Genomic DNA, 22,483 nt, shown 5'->3' with positions numbered 1-22,483 from the left:
GAATGCTGGTCGTGATCTGCTGCATGGCAGGGATCGCGATGGCTGATGAAAAGAACATTCTGGTCACCAGCGGCAGCGATCGGGCCACCCCGATCGCCGTTGTACCGTTCGGCATGCAGGGCGGTGCGGTGCTGCCGGACGACATGGCTGAAATTATTGGTAACGATTTGCGTAACTCGGGCTACTACTCGCCGATTCCGAAGCAAAACATGATCAGCCAGCCAAGCCAGCCGAGCGAAATCATCTTCCGTGACTGGAAGGCGGTGGGTGCTCAATACATGATGGTCGGCAGCATTGCTCCAGCGGGCGGTCGTCTGCAGGTGCAGTGGGCTCTGTTCAACGTTGCCACCGAACAAAAAGTGGCTGACGGCAGTGTTTCCGGTACTACCGAGCAACTGCGCGACATGGCGCACTTCATCTCCGACCAGTCGTTCCAGAAGCTGACCGGTATTGAAGGTGCGTTTTCGACTCGCCTGCTTTACGTAACGGCTGAACGCTTCTCCGAGAAGAACACCCGTTACACCCTGCAGCGTTCGGACTACGACGGTGCCCGTGCAGTGACTCTGTTGCAGTCGCGTGAGCCAATCCTGTCGCCGCGTTTCGCGCCGGACGGCAAGCGTATTGCCTACGTGTCGTTCGAGCAGAAGCGTCCGCGCATCTTCATGCAGAACATCGACACCGGTCGCCGTGAGCAGATCACCAACTTCGAAGGCCTGAACGGCGCGCCAGCCTGGTCGCCGGACGGTAATCGTCTGGCATTTGTATTGTCGAAAGACGGTAACCCGGACATCTACGTGATGAACCTCGGTTCGCGTCAGATCACCCGTGTGACCTCTGGTCCGGGCATCAACACCGAACCGTTCTGGGGCAAGGATGGCTCGACCATCTACTTCACCTCGGACCGTGGCGGCAAGCCGCAGATCTACAAAACCAGCGCCAGTGGCGGTGGTGCCGAGCGTGTGACGTTTGTAGGCAACTACAACGCCAACCCGAAATTGTCGGCTGATGAAAAGACTTTGGTGATGATCCATCGTCAGGATGGCTTCACCAATTTCAAGGTGGCAGCTCAGGATCTGCAGCGAGGTAGTGTAAAGATCCTCACTGATAGCACTCTGGACGAGTCACCTACTGTTGCGCCCAACGGCACCATGGTAATCTACGCCACCCGCCAACAGGGCCGGGGAGTCTTGATGCTCGTGTCCATTAATGGACGCGTTAGGCTCCCGCTTCCTACCGCTCAAGGCGAAGTCAGAGAACCGTCCTGGTCCCCTTACCTGAAGTGAGCGGGCGCTACACGTTTTACTTAACACACTGGGGTTCATTAGGAGTTTCACGATGGAAATGCTGAAGTTTGGTAAATTTGCTGCGCTGGCTCTGGCCATGGCTGTAGCTGTAGGTTGCTCGTCCAAAGGCGGCGACAACGCCGGTGAAGGCGCTGTTGATCCAAACGCTGGTTACGGCGCAAACACTGGTGCCGTTGACGGTTCCCTGAGCGAAGAAGCTGCTCTGCGCGCAATCACCACCTTCTACTTCGAATACGACAGCTCGGACCTGAAGCCAGAAGCCATGCGCGCTCTGGACGTTCACGCCAAAGACCTGAAAGCAAACGGCGCTCGCGTTGTTCTGGAAGGCAACACCGACGAACGTGGTACTCGTGAGTACAACATGGCACTGGGCGAGCGTCGTGCGAAAGCCGTTCAGCGCTACCTGGTACTGCAAGGTGTTTCCCCAGCTCAGCTGGAACTGGTTTCCTACGGCGAAGAGCGTCCAGTTGCTACCGGCAACGACGAGCAGTCCTGGGCTCAAAACCGTCGCGTCGAACTGCGTAAGTAATTCGATATGCGAACGTGCCGTCGTGCTGTAACTGTTCTGGCTCTCAGCCTCGCGCCGCTTGCGGCGTGGGCTGCGGTTCCTGTGGTCGATGACAACTCCGGTTATAACAATAGCGGGAGCAGTTATCCGCCTGCAGGTTACGGTACGAACGGCGCCTATGCCGGGGGAGCGGCTTCGGCCCCTGCCTCGGCACAAGGCATGCTGTTCAACCAACTGCAACAAATGCAGGATCAGATATCGCGCCAGCAAGGTGTGATTGAAGAACTGCAGAATCAGGTTGCGCGCATGAAGCAAGAATCCCTGGAGCGATACCAGGATCTTGATCGGCGCATAGGATCCGGTGTTGCACCTGCCGCGACTCCTGAGAATTCTTCTGCCGGTGGCGATGCAAGTGCTGCTGCCGGTGCTGCCGCTGGCGCCGGGGCTGCTGCCCAGGCACCTGCTGCAAGCAGCGAACCGGGTGATCCGGCCAAGGAAAAGCTGTATTACGATGCCGCTTTCGACCTGATCAAAGCCAAGGATTTCGACAAGGCCAGCCAGGCTTTCGCCGCTTTCCTGCGCAAATACCCGAACAGTCAATACGCGGGCAACGCCCAGTACTGGTTGGGCGAAGTCAACCTGGCCAAGGGCGATCTGCAAGGTGCAGGTCAGGCTTTCGCCAAGGTTTCGCAGCTGTATCCCAAACACGCCAAAGTGCCGGATTCGCTGTACAAGCTGGCTGACGTAGAGCGCCGCCTCGGTCATACCGACAAGGTCAAAGGCATTCTGCAGCAGGTGGTGGCCCAATATCCGGGTACCTCTGCCGCACAGTTGGCTCAACGCGATCTGCAACGCATGTAAGCCTGCTTTACCCGTTTAGAAGAAACCCGCGCTTGTCGCGGGTTTTTTCGTTAGAATTCACGCCCTTTTTCTGAAACACGCTTCTTGCGGTCTACGCGTTGGCGGGATTGCCTGAAGTGCCTGACGGAGGCGGACAGCCTGTTTAGCTGTTACGCCCGTGGCGACTATGCAAGACACATTGAGAATTACCGAAGTTTTCTACTCATTGCAGGGGGAAACGCGGACTGCCGGGCTGCCCACTGTTTTTGTGCGCCTGACCGGTTGCCCTCTGCGTTGCCAATACTGTGACAGTGCTTATGCGTTCAGCGGCGGCACGATCCGCACCCTCGACGACATCCTCGAGCAGGTGGCCGGATTCCGTCCGCGTTACGTCTGTGTCACCGGTGGTGAGCCGCTGGCTCAGCCGAACGCCATTCCTTTGCTTAAACAGTTGTGTGATTCCGGTTACGAGGTCTCGCTGGAAACCAGTGGTGCCCTCGACGTTTCGGCGGTCGATCCGCGCGTGAGCCGCGTCGTCGACCTGAAAACGCCGGGTTCGAAAGAAGCTCATCGCAACCGTTACGAGAACATCGAACTGCTGACCTCTAACGATCAGGTGAAATTTGTCATCTGCTCGCGGGAAGACTATGACTGGGCGGTGTCGAAGCTGATCCAGTACGGGCTTGATCGACGTGCGGGGGAAGTGCTGTTCTCCCCAAGTCATCATGACCTCAATGCCAGGGATCTGGCGGATTGGGTGGTGGCAGACAACCTGCCAGTGCGCCTGCAACTGCAGCTGCATAAATATCTATGGAATGATGAGCCGGGGCGCTGATATGACTGAACAACTGAACACTACCGAAAAACGTGCGGTAATCCTGCTGTCTGGCGGCCTCGATTCGGCCACCGTCGTAGCGATGGCCCGCGCTGAAGGTTACGCCTGCTACACCATGAGCTTTGACTACGGTCAGCGCTCGCACGCCGAATTGCACGCTGCTGCACGCGTGGCTCGCGATTTGGGCGTGGTCGAGCACAAAGTGATCGGTCTGAACCTCAACGGGATGGGCGGCTCCGCCCTGACCGATACCAGCATCGACATTCCGGAAGAGCTGGGTGAAGGCATTCCGGTGACCTACGTGCCGGCGCGTAACACCGTGTTCCTGTCGTTGGCGCTGGGTTGGGCCGAAGTGCTCGGTGCACGTGACATCTTTATTGGCGTGAACGCAGTCGACTATTCCGGTTACCCGGATTGCCGTCCCGAGTTCATCGAGTCGTTCGAGCGCATGGCCAATCTGGCGACCAAGGCCGGTGTCGAAGGCAACGGCTTCCGTATTCAGGCGCCGTTGCAGAACCTGAGCAAGGCGCAGATCGTCCAGGCGGGCGTGAAGCTGGGCGTTGATTATGGTCTGACCGTTTCCTGCTATCAGGCTGACGATGAAGGCCGCGCGTGCGGTAAATGCGACAGCTGCCGCCTGCGCGCAGAGGGCTTTGCGGCCGCTGGTGTGGACGACCCAACACCTTATTTTTGATTATTTTCAAAAAGGTGTTGAATAGTCCTTAAAAATCAGTATTATACGCGCCACCACACAGCGGGTCGTTAGCTCAGTTGGTAGAGCAGTTGGCTTTTAACCAATTGGTCGTAGGTTCGAATCCCACACGACCCACCATATTTGGCGGTTTAGAAAATCCGGAAGGCCCACGAAAGTGAGGATTTCCGGGTTTTTTTTTGCCTGCGATTTGGCTGAGGGCATTTCAGTGCCGGCGGCGCTGACGCAGGTCAGAATCACCTTTTGTATCAACGGGATATTCTGTAGCCTTGCGCAGCTTCAATGCTGTCCGTGCCTGATAATACTCACTCTCCCGGCGGTACCCTCAAGCGGTCCGGAGCCGGGTGTATACTCGACTTTCGCGCGAACGCGCCTGCAGGTCTTGCGAACATGACGCAGATTTCCGAACGCCTTCTGGTTCAAGCTCACCTCGACGCCAAGCAGCCCAAACCGCTGACGGCTGAGGAAGAGGCTTATTACCGTTCCGCCATCGCCGCCGAGCTCAAGGCTCAGGACGCGGTGCTGGTGGCCCACTTTTATTGCGACCCGGTGATTCAGGCTCTGGCCGAAGAAACCGGCGGTTGCGTATCCGACTCCCTGGAAATGGCCCGCTTCGGCAACGCCCACCCGGCCAAGACCGTGGTGGTTGCCGGCGTGAAGTTCATGGGTGAGACCGCGAAGATTCTCAACCCGGAAAAACGCGTGCTGATGCCGACGCTCGACGCGACGTGCTCGCTGGACCTGGGTTGCCCGGTCGACGAGTTCTCGGCGTTCTGCGATCAGCACCCGGAGCGCACGGTGGTGGTGTACGCCAACACTTCGGCGGCAGTTAAGGCTCGGGCCGACTGGGTGGTGACATCGAGCTGCGCGCTGGAGATCGTCGAAAGCCTGATGGACAACGGCGAAACGATCATCTGGGGACCGGACAAGCATCTCGGGACCTACATTCAGCGCAAGACCGGCGCCGACATGTTGCTGTGGGACGGTGCCTGCATCGTTCACGAAGAGTTCAAGTCCAAGCAGCTGGAAGACATGAAGGCGCTGTACCCGGACGCCGCGATCCTGGTGCACCCGGAGTCGCCAACGTCGGTGATCGAGCTGGCGGACGCCGTCGGTTCCACCAGCCAGTTGATCGCTGCTGCGCAGAGTCTGCCAAACAAGACGCTGATCGTCGCCACCGACCGCGGCATCTTCTACAAGATGCAGCAGTTGTGCCCGGACAAGGTCTTCATCGAGGCGCCAACCGCTGGTAACGGCGCAGCATGCCGCAGTTGCGCACATTGCCCGTGGATGGCCATGAACACCCTTGAGCGCACGCTGAAGAGCTTGAAGGAGGGGACGAACGAGATCTTTGTTGATCCGGCGTTGATTCCACAGGCGATTCGACCGTTGAAGCGCATGCTCGACTTCACCCAGGCAGCACGGATGAAGCTGGCCGGTAACGCCTAAAAGCAAAAGATCGCAGCCTTCGGCAGCTCCTACAGAGAACAATGTAGGAACTGCCCAAGGCTGCGATCTTTTTTTGTGGGCGCTTACTTTTGTTTCTTCGGGATCCGCACCACGCGGGTATCCGAATAGATGTCATGCCACGTGCGCTTCTGCTTGTCGTACAGCGACCAGAAGAATCCCAACCCCACGCACAGCCACGATGCGATCGACACCATAAAGCGCAACAGGGCCTGCCACAGGCTGATTGCGCTGCCATTGGCGTTCTGCACGCGAATGCCCCACACCTGCATGCCCAGTGTCTGCCCGCCATGGGTCCAGAACTTGGCGAAGAAAGCGAATAACACCAGCAGCAGCACCGTCGAATACAGCGGGTCGCCGTCCAGTTGCCCGGCATCGGTCATCACCCGCAGACGCTCTTCGCCAATGATCGCTGCCTGAATCATCTTGTAAACGAAGCCGCTGACGATCAGCAGTGCCGTGCACAGCAAAAAGTCATAAAACATCGCGGCCAAACGGCGACCAAGGGCAACGGGAGGAAAATCCCCTTGGGGCGTGAGCAGGTTTTTCGACATGGCAGCCTCTGGACGCAAATTGAAGCGCCATTTTACGGTTTCGCGCGCACAAAAAAGCCCCTGATATCAATATCAGGGGCTTTTTCGTTACAGAAGGTTTTAGGCTTCTGCTTGTACTTCGTCAGCCTGCATGCCTTTCTGGCCTTGCACAGCAACGAAAGTCACTTTCTGGCCTTCTTTCAGGCTCTTGAAGCCGTTGCCCTGAATGGCGCGGAAATGCACGAACAGATCCGGACCGCTTTCTGGAGTGATAAAACCAAAACCTTTCTCGTCGTTAAACCACTTGACGGTACCGCTCTGACGTGTGGACATTTCTTATTTCCTTTGACGCAAAAATTAATGACAGTCTCTTTCACATGAAAGAGTACTGGGGCTGGTTGCAGGAGAGTAAGAAGACGTCGAACGGGATGTAGCTAACTTGTAGGCTACTGCCCAGGTCACGATTCCAAGCTGACCCATGCAAACACAGTGGAGAAACTCTACGCCAACTACGGGAGAAAAAACAAGCCCCCTGAAGGCCCCGGTTTTACTGTGCTTGATGCTAGTTAGTCAGTTCGCTAGTGCAGCCTTAGACGATTAGCTTGTTCAATTGTTTTCGGACGTTATAAGCAAAGTTCATATTCGAATCGGATGTTAGAAAATGCACTTTTTTGTGGCGATTGCGTGACACATTAGTGCACGCATCACGCAATCGCGTTACTTATAGAAACAGTCAATCAACCGCGATAGTAGCGTTGTGGAACAAATGGCATTTTGCTTACAAGCATTGGCACCTTTTTCCCACGTACGATTGCCCAAACAGTTGTGTCCAGGGTGACATAGGCGCTGTCCAGGTAACCCATCGCCAATGGCCCGCCCAAGGTCGGACCGAACCCACCGCTGCACACGCTGCCGATGACTTCGCCGGCTTCATTGACGATTTCTGCGCCCTCACGCACTGGCGTACGCTCTTGCGGCAGCAGCCCGACACGCTTGCGCGCAATACCATTCTGCTGCTGGGCGAAAATGCTTTCTGCCCCCGGGAAACCGCCAGCCCTTGCGCCATCGGCGCGGCGTGGCTTGGACATCGCCCACAGCAGGCTCGCTTCGATCGGCGTGGTCTCGGTGTTCATGTCGTGGCCGTACAGGCACAGGCCGGCTTCCAGGCGCAGCGAATCGCGGGCGCCGAGGCCGATGGCCTGGACTTCCGGTTCAGCCAGCAACGTGCGAGCAAGTTTTTCAGCATCAGCGGCAGGCACCGAGATTTCGAAACCGTCTTCACCGGTGTAACCAGAACGGCTGACAAAGCACTCCACGCCCAACAACGACACGCGATTGAACTGCATAAAGGTCATCTTCGCCACTTCCGGCGCAAGACGCGCCAGCACGGTAACGGCAGCCGGACCTTGCAACGCCAACAGTGCGCGCTCTTCGAACAGCGCTGTAATGGTGCACTGATCGCCGATGTGTTGTTGCAGGTGAGCCAGATCCTGTTCCTTGCACGCGGCGTTGACCACCAGGAACAGTTCGTCGTTGCCGAGGTTGGCAACCATCAGGTCATCGAGGATGCCGCCGGTCTCGTTGGTGAACATCGCGTAACGCTGCATGCCCACCGGCAGATCAATAATGTCCACCGGCACCAGGGTTTCCAGCGCTTTGGCGGCGTTGGCACCGGTCAGGCGGATCTGGCCCATGTGTGAAACATCGAACAGCCCGGCCTGCTCACGGGTGTGCTGGTGTTCTTTCATCACGCCGAGCGGGTATTGCACCGGCATGTCGTAGCCGGCGAACGGAACCATACGGGCGCCGAGCTCGATGTGCAGAGCGTGCAGCGGGGTTTTCGACAATTGTTCGGTGGACATGCGGAACTCCTTGATTCACACCAACCCTCTCCCAAGGAGAGGGGGCTAATTAGCATTCGATAATGTTGACCGCCAGACCGCCGCGGGCGGTCTCTTTGTATTTGCTTTTCATGTCGGCGCCGGTCTGGCGCATGGTGCGGATGACTTTGTCGAGGGAGACGAAATGCTGACCGTCGCCACGCATGGCCATGCGCACCGCGTTGATCGCTTTCACCGAGCCCATGGCATTGCGCTCGATGCATGGCACTTGCACCAGCCCGCCAATCGGATCGCAGGTCAGGCCGAGGTTGTGTTCCATGCCGATTTCCGCGGCGTTCTCGACTTGCTGCACGCTGCCGCCGAGCACTTCGCACAATGCGCCGGCCGCCATCGAACAGGCCACGCCGACTTCACCCTGACAGCCGACTTCGGCGCCGGAGATCGAGGCGTTTTCCTTATAGAGAATGCCGATGGCCGCAGCGGTCAGCAGAAAACGCACGACGCCGTCGTCATTCGCACCGGGGATAAAACGCATGTAGTAATGCAGCACCGCCGGAATAATCCCCGCCGCACCGTTGGTGGGCGCGGTGACCACCCGACCGCCGTTGGCGTTTTCTTCGTTGACCGCCAAGGCATAGAGGTTGACCCAGTCGAGCACTGACAATGGATCGCGCAGCGCCGATTCCGGGTTCTTGCACAGTTGCCGATGCAGCGCTGCCGCACGGCGTTTAACCTTCAAACCACCGGGCAAGATGCCTTCGTTACGGCAACCCGCCGCGACGCAATCCTGCATCACTTGCCAGATGTTCAGCAGCCCGGCACGGGTTTCCGCTTCCGGGCGCCAGGCGCTTTCGTTGGTCAGCATCACCTGACTGATCGACAGACCGTAGGTGGCGCAATGACCGAGCAAGTCCTTGGCACTTTTGAACGGGAAGGTCAGCGGCGTGGCGTCTTCGACGATGCGATCAGCACCGGCGGCATCTTCGTCGACGACAAAACCACCACCGACCGAGTAGTACTCGCGGCTGCGGATCTGCAGGCCTGCCGCGTCGAAAGCGCGGAAAATCATGCCGTTGGGGTGATAGGCCAATGGCTTGCGGATCATCGCCAGGTGTTCTTTCTCGTTGAACGAAATGCTGTGTTCACCGAGCAGGTTCAAGCGACCGTTGCCGCGAATTTCCTGCAGGCGCGCGGCGACGGTTTCGGTATCAACGGTGTCGGGGTGTTCGCCTTCGAGGCCGAGCAGCACGGCTTTGTCGCTGCCGTGACCTTTGCCAGTGGCGCCGAGGGAACCGTACAACTCGACGCGAACGCTGGCGGTGGCCGTCAGCAGGCTTTCACGGCGTAAACCTTCGGCGAAACGCGCAGCAGCACGCATCGGGCCGACGGTGTGGGAACTGGAGGGGCCGATGCCAATCTTGAACAGGTCGAACACGCTTAACGACATGAGTGGTTCTCCGGTTTCTTGTTATAGGAATTGGCGAAACATCAGGCTTGATGCATTCCATGTGGGAGCTGGCTTGCCAGCGATGGCGGGGTGTCAGGCAACAGAGATGGAGACTGATCCACCCTCATCGCTGGCAAGCCAGCTCCCACAAGGATTTGTGGTGTTCTGGAGAAAGGGGCAGGTCAACCCGCCCCCTCATCCCATTAAGCGTAGCTTTCGATCGACGGGCAGGCGCAGACCAGGTTGCGATCGCCGAAGACGTTGTCGACGCGACCGACCGGTGGCCAGTATTTGCCTTCAACCAACGACGCAACCGGGTAAACCGCTTGCTCGCGGCTGTACGGGTGAGTCCACTCGCCAACCAGCTCTGCCGCCGTGTGCGGCGCGTTCTTCAGCGGGTTGTCGTCCTTGTCCAGCGTGCCGTTTTCCACCGCGCGGATTTCTTCGCGGATGCGGATCATCGCGTCGCAGAAACGATCCAGTTCTTCCTTGGATTCACTTTCGGTCGGCTCGATCATCAACGTGCCCGCGACCGGGAACGACATGGTCGGCGCGTGGAAACCGAAGTCAATCAGGCGCTTGGCGACGTCATCGACGCTGATGCCGCTGCTGTCTTTCAACGGACGCAGATCCAGAATGCACTCGTGCGCCACCAGGCCGTTGCTGCCGGTGTACAGCACTGGATAGTGCTCTTCGAGGCGACGGGAAATGTAGTTGGCATTGAGGATCGCCAACTGCGAAGCACGCTTCAGACCCGCGCCACCCATCATGCGAATGTACATCCAGGTGATCGGCAGAATGCTTGCGCTGCCGAACGGTGCCGCGCAGACCGCACCTTCCTTGCGCTCCATCTGGCCGTGGCCTGGCAGGAATGGGGTCAGGTGCGATTTGACGCCAATCGGGCCGACGCCCGGGCCGCCACCGCCGTGCGGGATGCAGAAGGTTTTGTGCAGGTTCAGGTGCGAAACGTCGCCGCCGAACTTGCCCGGTGCGCAGAGGCCGACCATCGCGTTCATGTTGGCGCCGTCGATGTACACCTGGCCGCCGTTGTCATGAATGATCCCGCAGATTTCGCGGATGCCTTCTTCGAACACGCCGTGGGTCGACGGGTAAGTGATCATCAGCGCAGCGAGGTGTTCGCGGTGCTCGATGGCTTTGGCGCGCAGGTCTTCGATGTCGACGTTGCCGCGCGCATCGCACGCGGTCACGACAACGCGCATGCCGGCCATGTTGGCGGTGGCCGGGTTGGTGCCGTGGGCGGACGACGGGATCAGGCAGATGTCGCGGCGCTCATCGCCACGGCTATGGTGATAAGCCCGGATCGCCAGCAGGCCGGCGTATTCACCCTGCGAACCGGCGTTCGGTTGCAGCGAGATCGCGTCATAACCGGTGGCGGCGCAGAGCATCGCTTCCAATTCGTCGGTCAGTTGCTGGTAACCGGCACTTTGCGCGGCCGGGGCGAACGGGTGCAGCGCACCGAACTCAGCCCAGGTCACCGGGATCATTTCGCTGGCGGCGTTGAGTTTCATGGTGCACGAGCCCAGCGGGATCATGGTGCGATCCAGTGCCAGATCCTTGTCCGCCAGTTTGCGCAGGTAGCGCATCAGCTCGGTTTCCGAGTGATAGCGGTTGAACACCGGGTGGCTGAGGATTGGCGACTGACGTACCAGCGAAGCAGGAATGGTGCTTTGCACGGAAGCGGCGAGGGCAGCGAAGTCCGGCAAAGTCTTGCCGTCGGCGAACAGGCCCCACAGGGTTTCGATATCCGCCTGCGTGGTGGTTTCGTCAACCGACAGGCCCAGACGCTGAGCGTCGGTCACGCGCAGGTTGATCTGCGCAGCGTGCGCCTTGTCGTGCAGTGCGGCGGTTTGTGCGCCGGTGGCCACGGTCAAGGTGTCGAAGAAGTTGGCTTGTTCGACGTTTGCGCCCAGCGCGGTCAGGCCCTTGGCCAGAATCGCGGTCAGGTGATGCACGCGGTTGGCGATCTGGGTCAGGCCTTTCGGACCGTGGTAGACGGCGTACATGCTGGCGATGTTGGCCAGCAGCACCTGCGCGGTGCAGATGTTCGACGTGGCCTTCTCGCGTCGAATGTGTTGCTCGCGAGTCTGCATCGCCAGACGCAGGGCCGGCTTGCCGAAACGGTCAACCGAGACACCGACCAGACGGCCCGGCATGTCGCGCTTGAACGCATCTTTGGTGGAGAAGTACGCAGCATGCGGGCCACCGAAGCCCAGCGGCACGCCGAAGCGTTGTGCCGAACCGATGGCGACGTCTGCGCCGAACTCGCCCGGAGCGGTCAGCAGCGTCAGGGCCAGCAGGTCAGCGGCCACGGCCACCAGTGCATTGGCGGCGTGGAAGCGTTCGGTCAGTTCGCGGTAGTCGAAGACATCACCGTTGCTCGCCGGGTACTGCAGCAGCGCGCCGAAGAACGGCGTCACGTCGGTCAGTTCACGCTCGTCGCCCACCACCACGTCGATGCCCAGTGGCTCGGCACGGGTGCGCAGCACGTCGAGGGTTTGCGGGTGGCTGTGGATCGAGGCGAAGAATTGGTGGCTGCCCTTGTTCTTGCTCAGGCGTTTGCAGAAGGTCATGGCTTCGGCAGCGGCGGTGGCTTCGTCGAGCAGCGAAGCGTTGGCGATCGGCAGGCCGGTGAGGTCGCTGATCATGGTCTGGAAGTTCAGCAGCGCTTCGAGACGGCCCTGGGAAATTTCTGGCTGGTACGGGGTGTAAGCGGTGTACCAGGCCGGGTTTTCCAAGAGGTTACGCAGGATCGGCGACGGCGTGTGGCAGTTGTAGTAGCCCTGGCCAATGTAAGTCTTGAACAGCTGATTCTTGCCCGCGATGCCTTTGATCATCGCCAGGGCATCGGCTTCGCTGAGGCCGTCGTCCATGCCGAGCACGCTGGTGCCCTTGATGCTTTCCGGGATGACGCTGGCGCTCAGGGCTTCGAGCGAATCGAAGCCGAGGCTGTTGAGCATGGCTTGCTCGTCACCGGCGCGCGGGCCGATGTGACGGGCGATGAATTCGTTGGCGGTGCCGAGGTTTACTTGGGTCATGTCGCTACTCCTCAGGCTTCGGCTTGGGCTTTGATCAGACGGTCGTACGCGTCCTGATCGAGCAGTTTGCCGACAGCGGCGGCGTCGCTTGGCTGGAAACGGAAGAACCAGCCTTCGCCCAGCGGATCTTCGTTGACCAGTTCCGGAGCGTCTTCGAGCGCCGGGTTGACGGCCAGTACTTCGCCGTCGAGCGGCATGTACACGCCGCTGGCGGCTTTTACCGATTCCACGGTGGCGGCTTCAGCGCCTTTTTCGTATGCCTGCAGCTCGGGCAGTTGCACGAACACCACGTCGCCCAAGGCGTTCTGCGCGAATGCGGTGATGCCGACAGTAACGCTGCCGTCAGCTTCGGTGCGCAGCCATTCGTGATCTTCAGTAAAACGCAACTCGCTCATGGAAACTCCTCAGGGGGCCAGACTCGTCTGGTGGACGCGGTGGAATGCTTGGGCGGGAACGCCCTTATTTATGAGGGGATTAATAGCAAGAATGCGGCCAAGGTTAATTTATGCTTATAAATCAATGATTTGAGTGATTTTTTAAAGTAGGATTCAGTGGTGTGTGTAGCGAAATCGCTACAGCATGGGGCGGGGAGAAAAGCTGAACCGGATCAAAGCCTTGCACGGCGGTGTTCCGGGGAGCGTGTAACGATATCATTCCGCTGTAGCGCTTTCAGTACAGGTAGAGGTCGTTTTTAACGCAGATCGAAGGACTGCTGCAAAACCTGTGGGAGCTGGCTTGCCAGCGATAGCGGTGGGTCAGCCAACATTGATGTTGAAAGTGCTGCCGTCATCGCTGGCAAGCCAGCTCCCACAGGGTATGAGGTGATCTCAGGGCTTGTTGGGAATGCCGTACTTGCGCAGGCGATGGGCGATGGCCGTGTGCGACGTCTGTAGACGGCTGGCCAGTTGGCGGGTCGAGGGGTAGCTGACGTAGAGTTTTTCCAGCAGCGTTTTTTCGAAGGATTCGACCGCTTGTTCAAGGCTATCGACGTCGCTGTCGGTCTGCCGCGCGACCGAAGTGCCGGCGATGTCGAGATCACCGATATCCACCAGGCTGCTCTCGCAAATCGCTGCCGCGCGGAAGATCACGTTCTGCAATTGCCGCACGTTGCCCGGCCAGCGGTTGCCGAGCAATGCAGGATAAGTCCCCGGAGCGAGACGACAGACCGGGCGCTGAATCTGCGCACAGGCCTGCTGCATGAAGTAACGCGCCAACAGCAGAATGTCTTGGCCGCGTTCCCGCAGTGGCGGCACTTCAACGTTGAGCACGTTGAGGCGGTAGAACAGGTCTTCGCGGAACAGGCCTTCGCTGACCATTTTTTCCAGATCGCGGTGGGTCGCGCTGAGGATGCGCACGTTGACCTTCACCTCGCGATCACCGCCCACCCGACGGAAGCTGCCGTCGTTCAGGAAACGCAGCAATTTCGCCTGCAGGTACGGCGACATCTCGCCGATCTCATCGAGAAACACCGTGCCCTGGTTGGCCAGTTCCATCAGCCCCGGTTTGCCGCCACGCGCCGCACCGGTGAAGGCGCCGGGGGCGTAGCCGAACAGTTCGCTTTCGGCGAGGTTCTCCGGTAGGGCGGCGCAGTTCAACGCCAGAAAAGGCGCGCTGTGCCGCGCACTGATCGCGTGGCAGGCGCGGGCGACCAACTCTTTACCGGTGCCGGTTTCGCCTTGAATCAATAGCGGCGCATCGAGGGCGGCGACCCGCTGAGCGCGGGCCTTGAGGGTGCGGATCGCCGGGGATTCACCGAGCAGTGCATCGAAACCTTCGGCGTGGTCGTGGTGCAGCGCCGAGAGTTGTTCGCCGATGCGGTTTGGCTGATACAGCGTCAACAGCGCGCCAGCGTCGGTGATTGGCGTGGCGTCGAGCAACAAGGTCTGGCCGTTGACGGTGATTTCGCGCAGCGGCAGGCGGAAGCCGTGTTCGAGCAAAGTGTCGAGCAGACCGGGATCGTTGAACAGTTCAGCGACGCTTTCGCCCGCAGGCTCGCGACCGTACAGCGCGATCAACGCCGGGTTGGCCAGCAGCACCTTACCGGCGCTGTCCAAAGCTAAAACAGGATCGGTCATCGCCGCCAGCAACGCATCGAGCTGCAAATGCCGACGCTGGCCGGGGAGGATGTCGACCACCGTCACCGCTTCCACGCCGAGCACGCGAAACAACGCATCTTTCAGTTCTTCGAGCACTTGCGGGCTGAGTGTCGGCGCGTCGATGTAGACGTTGGGCGGGATCATTTCCACCGCATCCAGATTGAGGTTGCGCCCACCGAGGATAGCCAGGACTTCCTGGGTGATGCCGACGCGGTCGATGAAGCTGACGTGGATACGCATGGGGCGGTTCAGTGATCTGCAGAGCGGAGGGTGGCAAGTATGCCTTGGGGCGGGCTAATGGTGAAATCTGTGTCCTGCGCTGATCGTTCCCATGCTCCGCGTGGGAATGCATCCTGTGACGCTCTGCGTCACAGCGGACGCGGAGCGTCCGTGGCGGCGTTCCCACGCAGAGCGTGGGAACGATCAATCTGTTGATCTTGACGGTTACTCGAAATGCTCGGGATTGACCGGATCCCCGGATTGCATATTCAACTTTTGCCGAATGTCTTCAAACATCAAATCGTAATGCTTGTGCACCGAACCTATCTGGCTGTGCGCCTTGGGAATCCCGTACTTCTCGGCGATACGGGTCACGTCGCGGGCGAAGTTGTAAGCCTCTTCCTTGGGCAGGAAAAACGTTTCCTTCATGTCCTTGCCTTGCATGCTGCCATGCAGGGTGAACTGGATCCCTTTGCCTTTTTGCGGGTCGGTGAACACTTCATAGTCGAGGTGCACGTTGTAATTGACGTCATCGTCAGTCAACGCATGCCGCTCGATATGCAAATGACCGGGTTCAAACTGGGCCATGGTTTTCTCCTTTCAAGGCATGGGAGAAGGGCAGACCTCGGGCCTGCCCCCGGAGTTTCTAGTTATCGATAAGTGATGCCCGGTTTCGCGGTGGTCACACGCGTACCGGCGGTGCCCTGAACGATGGCTTCGATATCGGCCAGCGACCCGATCACCGCGACCTTGCCAGTATGGCGCGCGAACTCGCAGGCAGCCTGCACCTTCGGTCCCATGGAACCGGCGGCGAACCCGAGGCGTTCGAGTTCGTCCGGGTGCGCTTCGGCGATGCCTTTCTGCGTAGGTTTGCCGTAATCGATGAACGCCGCGTTGACGTCCGTGGCAATCACCAGCAGATCGGCTTCCAGTTGCTCGGCGAGCAGCGACGAGCACAGATCCTTATCGATCACCGCCTCGATGCCTTTGAGGTTGCGGTTCTCGTCATACATGGTCGGAATGCCGCCACCACCGGCGCAGATCACGATGCTGCCCTTGTCGAGCAGCCACTTGATCGGGCGGATTTCGAAGATGCGTTTTGGTCGTGGACTGGCCACCACACGGCGGAACTTGTCGCCATCCGGGGCAATCGCCCAGCCTTTGTCGGCGGCGAGTTTTTCCGCTTCGGCCTTGTCGTAAACCGGGCCGATCGGCTTGGTCGGGTTCTTGAACGCGGGGTCGTTGGCGTCGACTTCAACCTGTGTGAGCAGGGTGGCGAACGGCACTTCGAAGTCGAGCAGGTTGCCCAGCTCCTGTTCGATGATGTAGCCGATCATGCCTTCGGTTTCGGCACCGAGCACGTCCAGCGGGTAAGGGGTGACGGAGGTGTAGGCCGCCGCTTGCAGCGACAGCAGGCCGACTTGCGGGCCATTGCCGTGGGCGATGACCAGTTGATTGCCGGCATGGATCTTGGCGATTTGCTCGGTGGCGATGCGGATGTTGGCGCGCTGATTGTCAGCGGTCATCGGCTCACCACGACGGAGCAGGGCGTTACCGCCCAGAGCTACGACGATACGCATGGTGCATGTCCTTTTAAACAGAGGAACGACTCGGTATCACTGTTGGAACCGGAACCCCCGGTGGGAGCTAGCCCTGCTAGCGACGGCGTCAGGTCAGTCGAAATCGCTGTTGAATGACACACCGCAATCGCTAGCAGGGCTAGCTCCCACCTTTGGAACCGGGTCCTCCAGTGGGAGCTATGTCAGTTACAGATCAGCCAGGGTCGAAACCAGAATCGCCTTGATCGTGTGCATGCGGTTTTCCGCTTGCTCGAAGGCGATGCAGGCTGGCGACTCGAACACGTCGTCGGTCACTTCGATGCCGTTTTTCAGGTGCGGATACTGCTCGGCAATCTGTTTGCCGACCTTGGTATCACTGTTGTGGAACGCCGGCAGGCAGTGCATGAACTTGGTGCGCGGGTTGCCGGAAGCTTTCATCAGCTCGGCGTTGACCTGATACGGCAGCAGTTGCTGGATACGCTCAGCCCAGGCTTCCACCGGCTCGCCCATCGACACCCAAACGTCGGTGTGGATGAAGTCGACGCCTTTAACGGCGGCTTTCGGGTCTTCAGTCAGGGTGATGCGCGCACCACTTTCTTCCGCATATTTGTGGCAGCGTTCGACCAGATCATCCAGCGGCCACAGGGCTTTCGGCGCGCAGATGCGCACGTCCATGCCGAGTTTCGCGCCGATCAGCAGCAGCGAGTTGCCCATGTTGTTGCGCGCATCTCCGAGGTACGCGTAGCTGATTTCATGGATCGGCTTGTCGGCGTGCTCACGCATGGTCAGCACGTCGGCGATCATTTGTGTCGGGTGATATTCATCGGTCAGACCGTTGAACACCGGCACGCCGGCGAACTTGGCCAGCTCTTCGACGATTTCCTGTTTGAAGCCACGGTATTCGATGGCGTCGTACATGCGCCCGAGCACGCGGGCGGTGTCCTTCATGCTTTCCTTGTGACCGATCTGCGACGAGTTCGGGTCAATGTAGGTGACGTTGGCGCCTTGGTCGTAGGCCGCTACTTCGAACGCGCAACGGGTACGGGTCGAGGTTTTTTCGAAGATCAGGGCGATGTTGTTGCCCTTCAGGTGTTGTTGCTCGGTGCCGGTGTATTTCGCGCGTTTCAGATCGCGGGACAGGTCGAGCAGGTAACGCAGCTCCCGTGGGGTGTGGTGTTCCAGGCTGAGCAAGTTACGGTTGTGGATGTTGAACGCCATGATGATTCTCCTTGGATTCGGTAATCGGCCCGGCCGCTACGGGGTAGGTGCGGCCGGGGGGATGGTCGTTAGTAATCGATTGGGTCGCGGATGATCGGGCAGGTCATGCAGTGGCCGCCGCCACGGCCTCGGCCCAGTTCACCGGCGCTGATGGTGATGACTTCCACGCCTGCTTTGCGCAGCAGGGTGTTGGTGTAGGTGTTGCGGTCGTAGCCGATGACCACGCCCGGTTCCACGGCCACCACGTTGTTGCCGTCGTCCCACTGCTCGCGTTCAGCGGCGAAGCTGTTGCCGCCGGTTTCCACCACGCGCAACGCGTTCAGATTGAGGGCCTTGGCCACGGTGTCGAGGAAGCTGCCTTCTTCGCGGCGGATGTCGATGCCGCCCTGTTTGCTTTCGTCAGGGCGCAGGGTGAAGGCGACGATCTGATTCACTACCTCAGGGAAAATCGTTACCAGGTCGCGGTCGCAGAAGCTGAACACGGTGTCGAGGTGCATCGCCGCGCGGGATTTCGGCAGGCCGGCGACGATGACTTTTTCCACGGCTTTGTTCTTGAACAGGTTCAGCGCCAGTTGCCCGATGGCCTGACGGGAAGAGCGTTCGCCCATGCCGATCAACACCACGCCGTTGCCGATCGGCATGACATCGCCACCTTCCAGCGTCGAGCTGCCGTGTTCCTTGTCCGGGTCGCCGTACCAGATTTCGAATTCGGCGTTGGTGAACTGTGGGTGGAACTTGTAGATGGCGGTTGCCAGCAGGGTTTCCTGACGTCGCGCAGGCCAGTACATCGGGTTCAGCGTCACGCCACCGTAGATCCAGCAGGTGGTGTCGCGGGTGAACTGGGTGTTCGGCAGCGGCGGCAGAATGAAGCTGGAGTGGCCGAGGAAGTCGCGGAACATCTGGATGGTCTTGCCACCAAAGCTGTCCGGCAGATCATCGGCGGACACGCCGCCAATCAGGAACTCGGCGATGTGCCGTGGCTCGAGGCTTTTCAGCCAGGATTTGACTTCGTTGATCAGGCCCAGGCCCACCGAATCGGCGGTAACCTTGCGCTCGAGGATCCAGTCCAGCGCCTCGGGGATGGCGACGATGTCGGTCAGCAGGTTGTGCATTTCCAGTACATCGATGCCGCGCTCGCGCATCTTGGTGACGAAGTCGAAGTGGTCGCGCTTGGCCTGGGCAACCCAGAGCACGTCATCAAACAGCAGCTCGTCGCAGTTGTTCGGGGTCAGCCGCTGATGGGCCAGACCTGGGGAGCAAACCATGACTTTGCGCAGTTTGCCGGCTTCGGAATGTACGCCGTACTTAACTTTTTCCGTGGTCATTGCAGTGATCCTCCAGATTACAAATCAAGGGTTACAAAGTCAGGAAGCCGTCGTAGAGACCATAGGCAGCCACCAGGGCGCCAATGACCACAGCGGCGAAAAGCAGCTTCTCGACGTGGGTGAAAATCGGTTGTTTGAGTTCCAGCTTGGCTTTGGCGAACAGGATCGCGCCAGGTGCGTAGAGCAGGGCCGAGAGCAGCAAGTACTTGACCCCGCCGGCATACAGCAGCCACACCGCATAGATCAGCGCGATGCCGCCGATAATCAGATCCTTGCGCCGCTCGGCCGCAAAGCCTTCGTAGGTTTCGCCGCGCACCGCCAGCAGCAGCGCGTAGGCCGCCGACCACAGGTACGGCACCAGAATCATCGAAGTGGCGAGGTAGATCAGCGACAGGTAAGTACTCGCCGAGAACAGCGTGATGATCAGGAAAATCTGCACCATCGCGTTGGTCAGCCACAGGGCGTTGACCGGCACGTGGTTCTCGTTTTCCTTGCGCAGGAACTCCGGCATGGTGTGGTCTTTGGCGGCGGCGAACATGATCTCCGCACACAGCAGCACCCACGACAGCAGCGCGCCCAGCAACGAGATGATCAGACCGACGCTGATCAGCACCGCGCCCCAGTGACCGACCACATGCTCGAGCACGGCCGCCATCGACGGGTTCTGCAGTTTCGCCAGTTCCGGCTGAGTCATGATGCCCAGCGACAGCACATTCACCAGCACCAGGAACAGCAGCACGGTGATGAAGCCGATCACGGTGGCCTTGCCGACGTCGGAGCGTTTTTCGGCGCGGGCGGAGAAGATGCTCGCGCCCTCGATGCCGATGAACACCCACACGGTGACCAGCATCATGTTGCGCACCTGGTTCATCACGCTGCCAAGGTCCGGGTTTTTCACGCCCCAGATGTCGGCGGTGAAGATGTCCAGTTTGAAAGCGAAGATCGCGATCAAGACGAACAACACCAGCGGCACAACCTTGGCGACCGTGGTCACCAGGTTAATAAACGCCGCTTCCTTGATCCCGCGCAGCACCAGAAAGTGCACGGCCCACAGCAGCACCGATGCGCCTATTACGGCGGCAACAGTATTGCCTTCACCGAACACCGGGAAGAAGTAGCCGAGGGTGCTGAACAGCAAAACGAAGTAACCGACGTTGCCCAGCCAGGCACTGATCCAGTAACCCCAGGCCGACGAGAAACCCATGTAGTCGCCGAAACCGGCCTTGGCGTAGGCGTAGACACCGCCGTCCAGGTCAGGCTTTCGATTGGCGAGGGTCTGGAAGACAAAAGCGAGGGTGAGCATGCCGACAGCGGTGATGGCCCAACCGATGAGTACCGCACCGACGTCGGCGCTGGCGGCCATGTTTTGTGGCAAAGAGAATATCCCGCCACCGATCATCGAGCCGACTACCAAGGCAACCAGTGCACCTAGTCGTAGTTTTCCGGGAGCTTCAGACATTGCATGACTCCATTGCAGGAGAGAAGAGATCACAGCGTAGTTCTGTTGTCTGCTCAGTTAGCTGACTTAGATCAGTGCATGGTCACATTCCATTGTTAATGAATGACTTAGGAAACCACTACAGGCATAACGCTATCTTCTGAAATGCCCGATATAGAGGCTTTCTGGTGATGTTCTTGGGAATGGCTATTATTACTTTCGAATTATCACGCTAGTTCTTTTTCAGCTTTTGGCAAATTTTCCGCCTCTGTTTTCAGTACAGAATTGATTTATTAGGATCAGCGCACAAAACTGTCTTAGCGTGTTAGGCGTTAGCGTCATCCGCTATATATAAACGGGCGTTAATCAGCGTTACCTGATAAACGTCATCTACCTTTATCCGTTTAGTTAATAGTTGTTACAAATAAACTATCGTCACACTTTTCAAGGAGATTTGAATGTCGCAACCGACGCAAAAGCTGCGCCTTGGTGCGTTGATCGCCCTGGTGGTGGGTTCGATGATTGGCGGGGGGATTTTTTCGCTGCCGCAAAACATGGCGGAACGCGCCGATGCCGGGGCGATTCTGATCGGTTGGGGCATTACCGCCATCGGCATGTTGACCCTGGCGTTTGTGTTCCAGACCCTGGCCAACCGCAAGCCGGAGCTGGACTCTGGTGTCTACGCCTATGCCAAGGCCGGGTTTGGCGACTACATGGGGTTCTCGTCGGCGTGGGGTTACTGGATCAGCGCCTGGTTGGGCAACGTCGGCTATTTCGTCTTGCTGTTCAGTACCCTCGGTTACTTCTTTCCGGTCTTTGGCCAAGGCAACACGCCGATCGCCATCGGCTGTGCGTCGGTGCTGCTGTGGGCCGTGCATTTTCTGGTGATGCGCGGGATCAAGGAGGCGGCGCTGATCAATCAACTGACCACCGTGGCCAAAGTCGTGCCGTTGATCATGTTCATCGTCATCGCGGCGGTGGCGTTCAAGGCTGACATTTTTACCCGCGACATCTGGGGCACCAGCAACCCGAATTTCGGCGGGGTGATGGATCAGGTGCGCAACATGATGCTGGTCACCGTGTTTGTGTTCATCGGCATCGAAGGCGCCAGCGTGTACTCGGCGCGGGCAGAGAAACGCAGTGACGTCGGGCGAGCCACGGTGATTGGATTTATCGGTGTGCTGGCGTTGCTGGTGCTGGTCAATGTGCTGTCGCTGGGGATCATGAGCCAGCCGGAACTGGCCAACTTGCAGAACCCGTCGCTGGCGGCGGTGCTCGAGCACATTGTCGGGCCATGGGGGGCGTTGTTGATCAGTATTGGTCTGGCGATATCCCTGCTCGGTGCGTTGCTGTCGTGGGCGCTGCTGTGTGCGGAAATCCTTTTCGCCACGGCCAAGGACAAGACCATGCCGGCGTTCCTGACCAAGGAAAACAAGAATCACGTGCCGGTCAACGCGCTGTGGCTGACCAACACGATGATCCAGATTTTCCTGCTGATCACGCTGTTCTCGGCGGGCACTTACACCAGCCTGATTTACCTGGCTTCATCGATGATTCTGGTGCCGTACCTGTGGTCGGCGGCGTATGCAGTGCTGCTCAGCGGGCGCGGCGAAACCTATGAACACGCCTCGGCCGAACGCACCAAGGATCTGCTGATCGGCGGCATCGCCCTCGTCTATGCGGTGTGGTTGTTGTACGCCGGCGGGGTGAAATATTTGCTGCTGTCGGCGTTGCTGTATGCGCCGGGGGTGATTCTGTTTGCCAAGGCCAAGCATGAGGCGGGCGAGCCATTGTTCACCGCGGTCGAGAAGGGCATTTTCACCTGTGTGATCATCGGCGCGGGGCTGGCGGCTTATGGGTTGTACAGCGGGGTGCTGTCGTTGTGAGGTTGGCCGTCCTTGAGTAAGGTAGGCTGATCCGGATTTTGGGTTGGCAGCACTGGCCTCATCGCTAGCAGGGCTAGCTCCCACAGGGGATGTGTGCACGACGCAGATTCAGTGTGGAAGCCATCTTTAGCAGGGGATGGTGCAGGACGCAGATTCAGTGGGGAAGCCATCTTCAGCAGGGGGTGTGTGCACGACGCAG

Annotated in this window: 19 protein-coding genes and 1 tRNA gene; 8 read left to right on the top strand and 12 right to left on the bottom strand. The window is 59.1% G+C overall.

Going from position 1 to position 22,483, the window contains the following annotated elements:
* Positions 1-2 precede the first annotated feature (2 nt).
* The 7 genes from tolB to nadA all read left to right on the top strand — a co-directional run bounded on the left by tolB (position 3) and on the right by nadA (position 5,648).
* Entirely contained in the window at positions 3-1,283 is a 1,281-nt protein-coding gene (tolB, locus tag AC3Y64_RS21800; protein ID WP_489988017.1) for a Tol-Pal system beta propeller repeat protein TolB, read from the top strand.
* Positions 1,284-1,335: 52 nt separating this feature from the next.
* The gene (gene pal / locus AC3Y64_RS21795) at positions 1,336-1,833 is read left to right on the top strand and encodes a peptidoglycan-associated lipoprotein Pal (RefSeq protein WP_003178634.1); all 498 of its coding nucleotides are present in this window, start codon (positions 1,336-1,338) and stop codon (positions 1,831-1,833) included.
* Positions 1,834-1,839: 6 nt separating this feature from the next.
* Positions 1,840-2,673, top strand: a complete 834-nt coding sequence (gene ybgF / locus AC3Y64_RS21790; protein WP_007912724.1) for a tol-pal system protein YbgF — start codon at positions 1,840-1,842, stop codon at positions 2,671-2,673.
* Positions 2,674-2,839: 166 nt separating this feature from the next.
* Positions 2,840-3,487 carry a 7-carboxy-7-deazaguanine synthase QueE gene (queE, locus tag AC3Y64_RS21785; protein WP_489985214.1) on the top strand — a complete coding sequence of 216 codons (648 nt, stop codon included), beginning with the start codon at positions 2,840-2,842 and terminating at the stop codon, positions 3,485-3,487.
* Between the two features lies 1 nt (position 3,488).
* Positions 3,489-4,181 carry a 7-cyano-7-deazaguanine synthase QueC gene (gene queC, locus AC3Y64_RS21780; protein WP_489985213.1) on the top strand — a complete coding sequence of 231 codons (693 nt, stop codon included), beginning with the start codon at positions 3,489-3,491 and terminating at the stop codon, positions 4,179-4,181.
* Between the two features lie 62 nt (positions 4,182-4,243).
* Positions 4,244-4,319, top strand: a tRNA-Lys gene (locus AC3Y64_RS21775).
* Positions 4,320-4,589: 270 nt separating this feature from the next.
* Positions 4,590-5,648, top strand: a complete 1,059-nt coding sequence (gene nadA / locus AC3Y64_RS21770; protein ID WP_003227499.1) for a quinolinate synthase NadA — start codon at positions 4,590-4,592, stop codon at positions 5,646-5,648.
* A gap of 83 nt (positions 5,649-5,731) precedes the next feature.
* Here the strand turns inward: nadA and AC3Y64_RS21765 are convergent, their stop codons facing one another.
* The 12 genes from AC3Y64_RS21765 to arcD (AC3Y64_RS21710) form a co-directional block, all read right to left on the bottom strand.
* Entirely contained in the window at positions 5,732-6,220 is a 489-nt protein-coding gene (locus AC3Y64_RS21765) for an RDD family protein (RefSeq protein WP_489985212.1), read from the bottom strand.
* Between the two features lie 99 nt (positions 6,221-6,319).
* Positions 6,320-6,532 (bottom strand): cold-shock protein, encoded by a 213-nt coding sequence (locus tag AC3Y64_RS21760; RefSeq protein ID WP_003227496.1) that lies wholly within the window; start codon positions 6,530-6,532, stop codon positions 6,320-6,322.
* A gap of 404 nt (positions 6,533-6,936) precedes the next feature.
* Complete coding sequence (gene gcvT / locus AC3Y64_RS21755; RefSeq protein ID WP_489985211.1) at positions 6,937-8,061, bottom strand: glycine cleavage system aminomethyltransferase GcvT; 1,125 nt, start codon at positions 8,059-8,061, stop codon at positions 6,937-6,939.
* Positions 8,062-8,110: 49 nt separating this feature from the next.
* Complete coding sequence (locus tag AC3Y64_RS21750; RefSeq protein WP_489985210.1) at positions 8,111-9,487, bottom strand: L-serine ammonia-lyase; 1,377 nt, start codon at positions 9,485-9,487, stop codon at positions 8,111-8,113.
* A 203-nt stretch (positions 9,488-9,690) separates the two neighbouring features.
* Positions 9,691-12,543 (bottom strand): aminomethyl-transferring glycine dehydrogenase, encoded by a 2,853-nt coding sequence (gcvP, locus tag AC3Y64_RS21745; RefSeq protein ID WP_489985209.1) that lies wholly within the window; start codon positions 12,541-12,543, stop codon positions 9,691-9,693.
* An 11-nt stretch (positions 12,544-12,554) separates the two neighbouring features.
* The gene (gene gcvH / locus AC3Y64_RS21740) at positions 12,555-12,938 is read right to left on the bottom strand and encodes a glycine cleavage system protein GcvH (protein ID WP_064391754.1); all 384 of its coding nucleotides are present in this window, start codon (positions 12,936-12,938) and stop codon (positions 12,555-12,557) included.
* 432 nt (positions 12,939-13,370) lie between these two features.
* Positions 13,371-14,879: a sigma-54-dependent transcriptional regulator gene (locus AC3Y64_RS21735; RefSeq protein WP_122598777.1), complete on the bottom strand. Its 1,509-nt coding sequence runs from the start codon at positions 14,877-14,879 to the stop codon at positions 13,371-13,373.
* A gap of 204 nt (positions 14,880-15,083) precedes the next feature.
* Positions 15,084-15,446 carry a DUF5064 family protein gene (locus tag AC3Y64_RS21730; RefSeq protein WP_122853998.1) on the bottom strand — a complete coding sequence of 121 codons (363 nt, stop codon included), beginning with the start codon at positions 15,444-15,446 and terminating at the stop codon, positions 15,084-15,086.
* A 62-nt stretch (positions 15,447-15,508) separates the two neighbouring features.
* Complete coding sequence (gene arcC / locus AC3Y64_RS21725; RefSeq protein WP_489985208.1) at positions 15,509-16,438, bottom strand: carbamate kinase; 930 nt, start codon at positions 16,436-16,438, stop codon at positions 15,509-15,511.
* Positions 16,439-16,624: 186 nt separating this feature from the next.
* Positions 16,625-17,635, bottom strand: coding sequence for an ornithine carbamoyltransferase (locus tag AC3Y64_RS21720; protein ID WP_053123054.1), 1,011 nt, complete (start codon positions 17,633-17,635; stop codon positions 16,625-16,627).
* A gap of 68 nt (positions 17,636-17,703) precedes the next feature.
* Positions 17,704-18,960 carry an arginine deiminase gene (gene arcA / locus AC3Y64_RS21715; protein ID WP_489985207.1) on the bottom strand — a complete coding sequence of 419 codons (1,257 nt, stop codon included), beginning with the start codon at positions 18,958-18,960 and terminating at the stop codon, positions 17,704-17,706.
* Between the two features lie 31 nt (positions 18,961-18,991).
* A complete protein-coding gene (gene arcD / locus AC3Y64_RS21710; protein WP_489985206.1) occupies positions 18,992-20,419 on the bottom strand; it encodes an arginine-ornithine antiporter in 1,428 nt (475 codons plus the stop codon).
* A gap of 437 nt (positions 20,420-20,856) precedes the next feature.
* On the opposite strand from arcD (AC3Y64_RS21710), the gene arcD (AC3Y64_RS21705) reads away from it, so the two are divergent.
* The gene (gene arcD / locus AC3Y64_RS21705) at positions 20,857-22,284 is read left to right on the top strand and encodes an arginine-ornithine antiporter (protein ID WP_489985205.1); all 1,428 of its coding nucleotides are present in this window, start codon (positions 20,857-20,859) and stop codon (positions 22,282-22,284) included.
* Positions 22,285-22,483: the final 199 nt, after the last annotated feature.

It is taken from the genome of Pseudomonas sp. 4CAES_32.4, from assembly GCF_058136335.1.
Note: the sequence above shows the minus strand (reverse complement) of the source record. Positions and strands in the feature narration are given on the sequence as shown.

Excerpts from the sequence above, each read along its gene's own strand:
- arcD (WP_489985206.1), bottom strand. The coding sequence starts at position 20,419 with ATGTCTGAAGCTCCCGGAAAACTACGACTAGGTGCACTGGTTGCCTTG.
- arcA (WP_489985207.1), bottom strand. The coding sequence starts at position 18,960 with ATGACCACGGAAAAAGTTAAGTACGGCGTACATTCCGAAGCCGGCAAA.
- queE (WP_489985214.1), top strand. The coding sequence starts at position 2,840 with ATGCAAGACACATTGAGAATTACCGAAGTTTTCTACTCATTGCAGGGG.
- AC3Y64_RS21720 (WP_053123054.1), bottom strand. The coding sequence starts at position 17,635 with ATGGCGTTCAACATCCACAACCGTAACTTGCTCAGCCTGGAACACCAC.
- arcD (WP_489985205.1), top strand. The coding sequence starts at position 20,857 with ATGTCGCAACCGACGCAAAAGCTGCGCCTTGGTGCGTTGATCGCCCTG.
- tolB (WP_489988017.1), top strand. The coding sequence starts at position 3 with ATGCTGGTCGTGATCTGCTGCATGGCAGGGATCGCGATGGCTGATGAA.
- nadA (WP_003227499.1), top strand. The coding sequence starts at position 4,590 with ATGACGCAGATTTCCGAACGCCTTCTGGTTCAAGCTCACCTCGACGCC.
- pal (WP_003178634.1), top strand. The coding sequence starts at position 1,336 with ATGGAAATGCTGAAGTTTGGTAAATTTGCTGCGCTGGCTCTGGCCATG.
- gcvT (WP_489985211.1), bottom strand. The coding sequence starts at position 8,061 with ATGTCCACCGAACAATTGTCGAAAACCCCGCTGCACGCTCTGCACATC.
- AC3Y64_RS21765 (WP_489985212.1), bottom strand. The coding sequence starts at position 6,220 with ATGTCGAAAAACCTGCTCACGCCCCAAGGGGATTTTCCTCCCGTTGCC.
- AC3Y64_RS21750 (WP_489985210.1), bottom strand. The coding sequence starts at position 9,487 with ATGTCGTTAAGCGTGTTCGACCTGTTCAAGATTGGCATCGGCCCCTCC.
- ybgF (WP_007912724.1), top strand. The coding sequence starts at position 1,840 with ATGCGAACGTGCCGTCGTGCTGTAACTGTTCTGGCTCTCAGCCTCGCG.
- arcC (WP_489985208.1), bottom strand. The coding sequence starts at position 16,438 with ATGCGTATCGTCGTAGCTCTGGGCGGTAACGCCCTGCTCCGTCGTGGT.
- gcvH (WP_064391754.1), bottom strand. The coding sequence starts at position 12,938 with ATGAGCGAGTTGCGTTTTACTGAAGATCACGAATGGCTGCGCACCGAA.
- gcvP (WP_489985209.1), bottom strand. The coding sequence starts at position 12,543 with ATGACCCAAGTAAACCTCGGCACCGCCAACGAATTCATCGCCCGTCAC.
- AC3Y64_RS21760 (WP_003227496.1), bottom strand. The coding sequence starts at position 6,532 with ATGTCCACACGTCAGAGCGGTACCGTCAAGTGGTTTAACGACGAGAAA.
- AC3Y64_RS21730 (WP_122853998.1), bottom strand. The coding sequence starts at position 15,446 with ATGGCCCAGTTTGAACCCGGTCATTTGCATATCGAGCGGCATGCGTTG.
- AC3Y64_RS21735 (WP_122598777.1), bottom strand. The coding sequence starts at position 14,879 with ATGCGTATCCACGTCAGCTTCATCGACCGCGTCGGCATCACCCAGGAA.
- queC (WP_489985213.1), top strand. The coding sequence starts at position 3,489 with ATGACTGAACAACTGAACACTACCGAAAAACGTGCGGTAATCCTGCTG.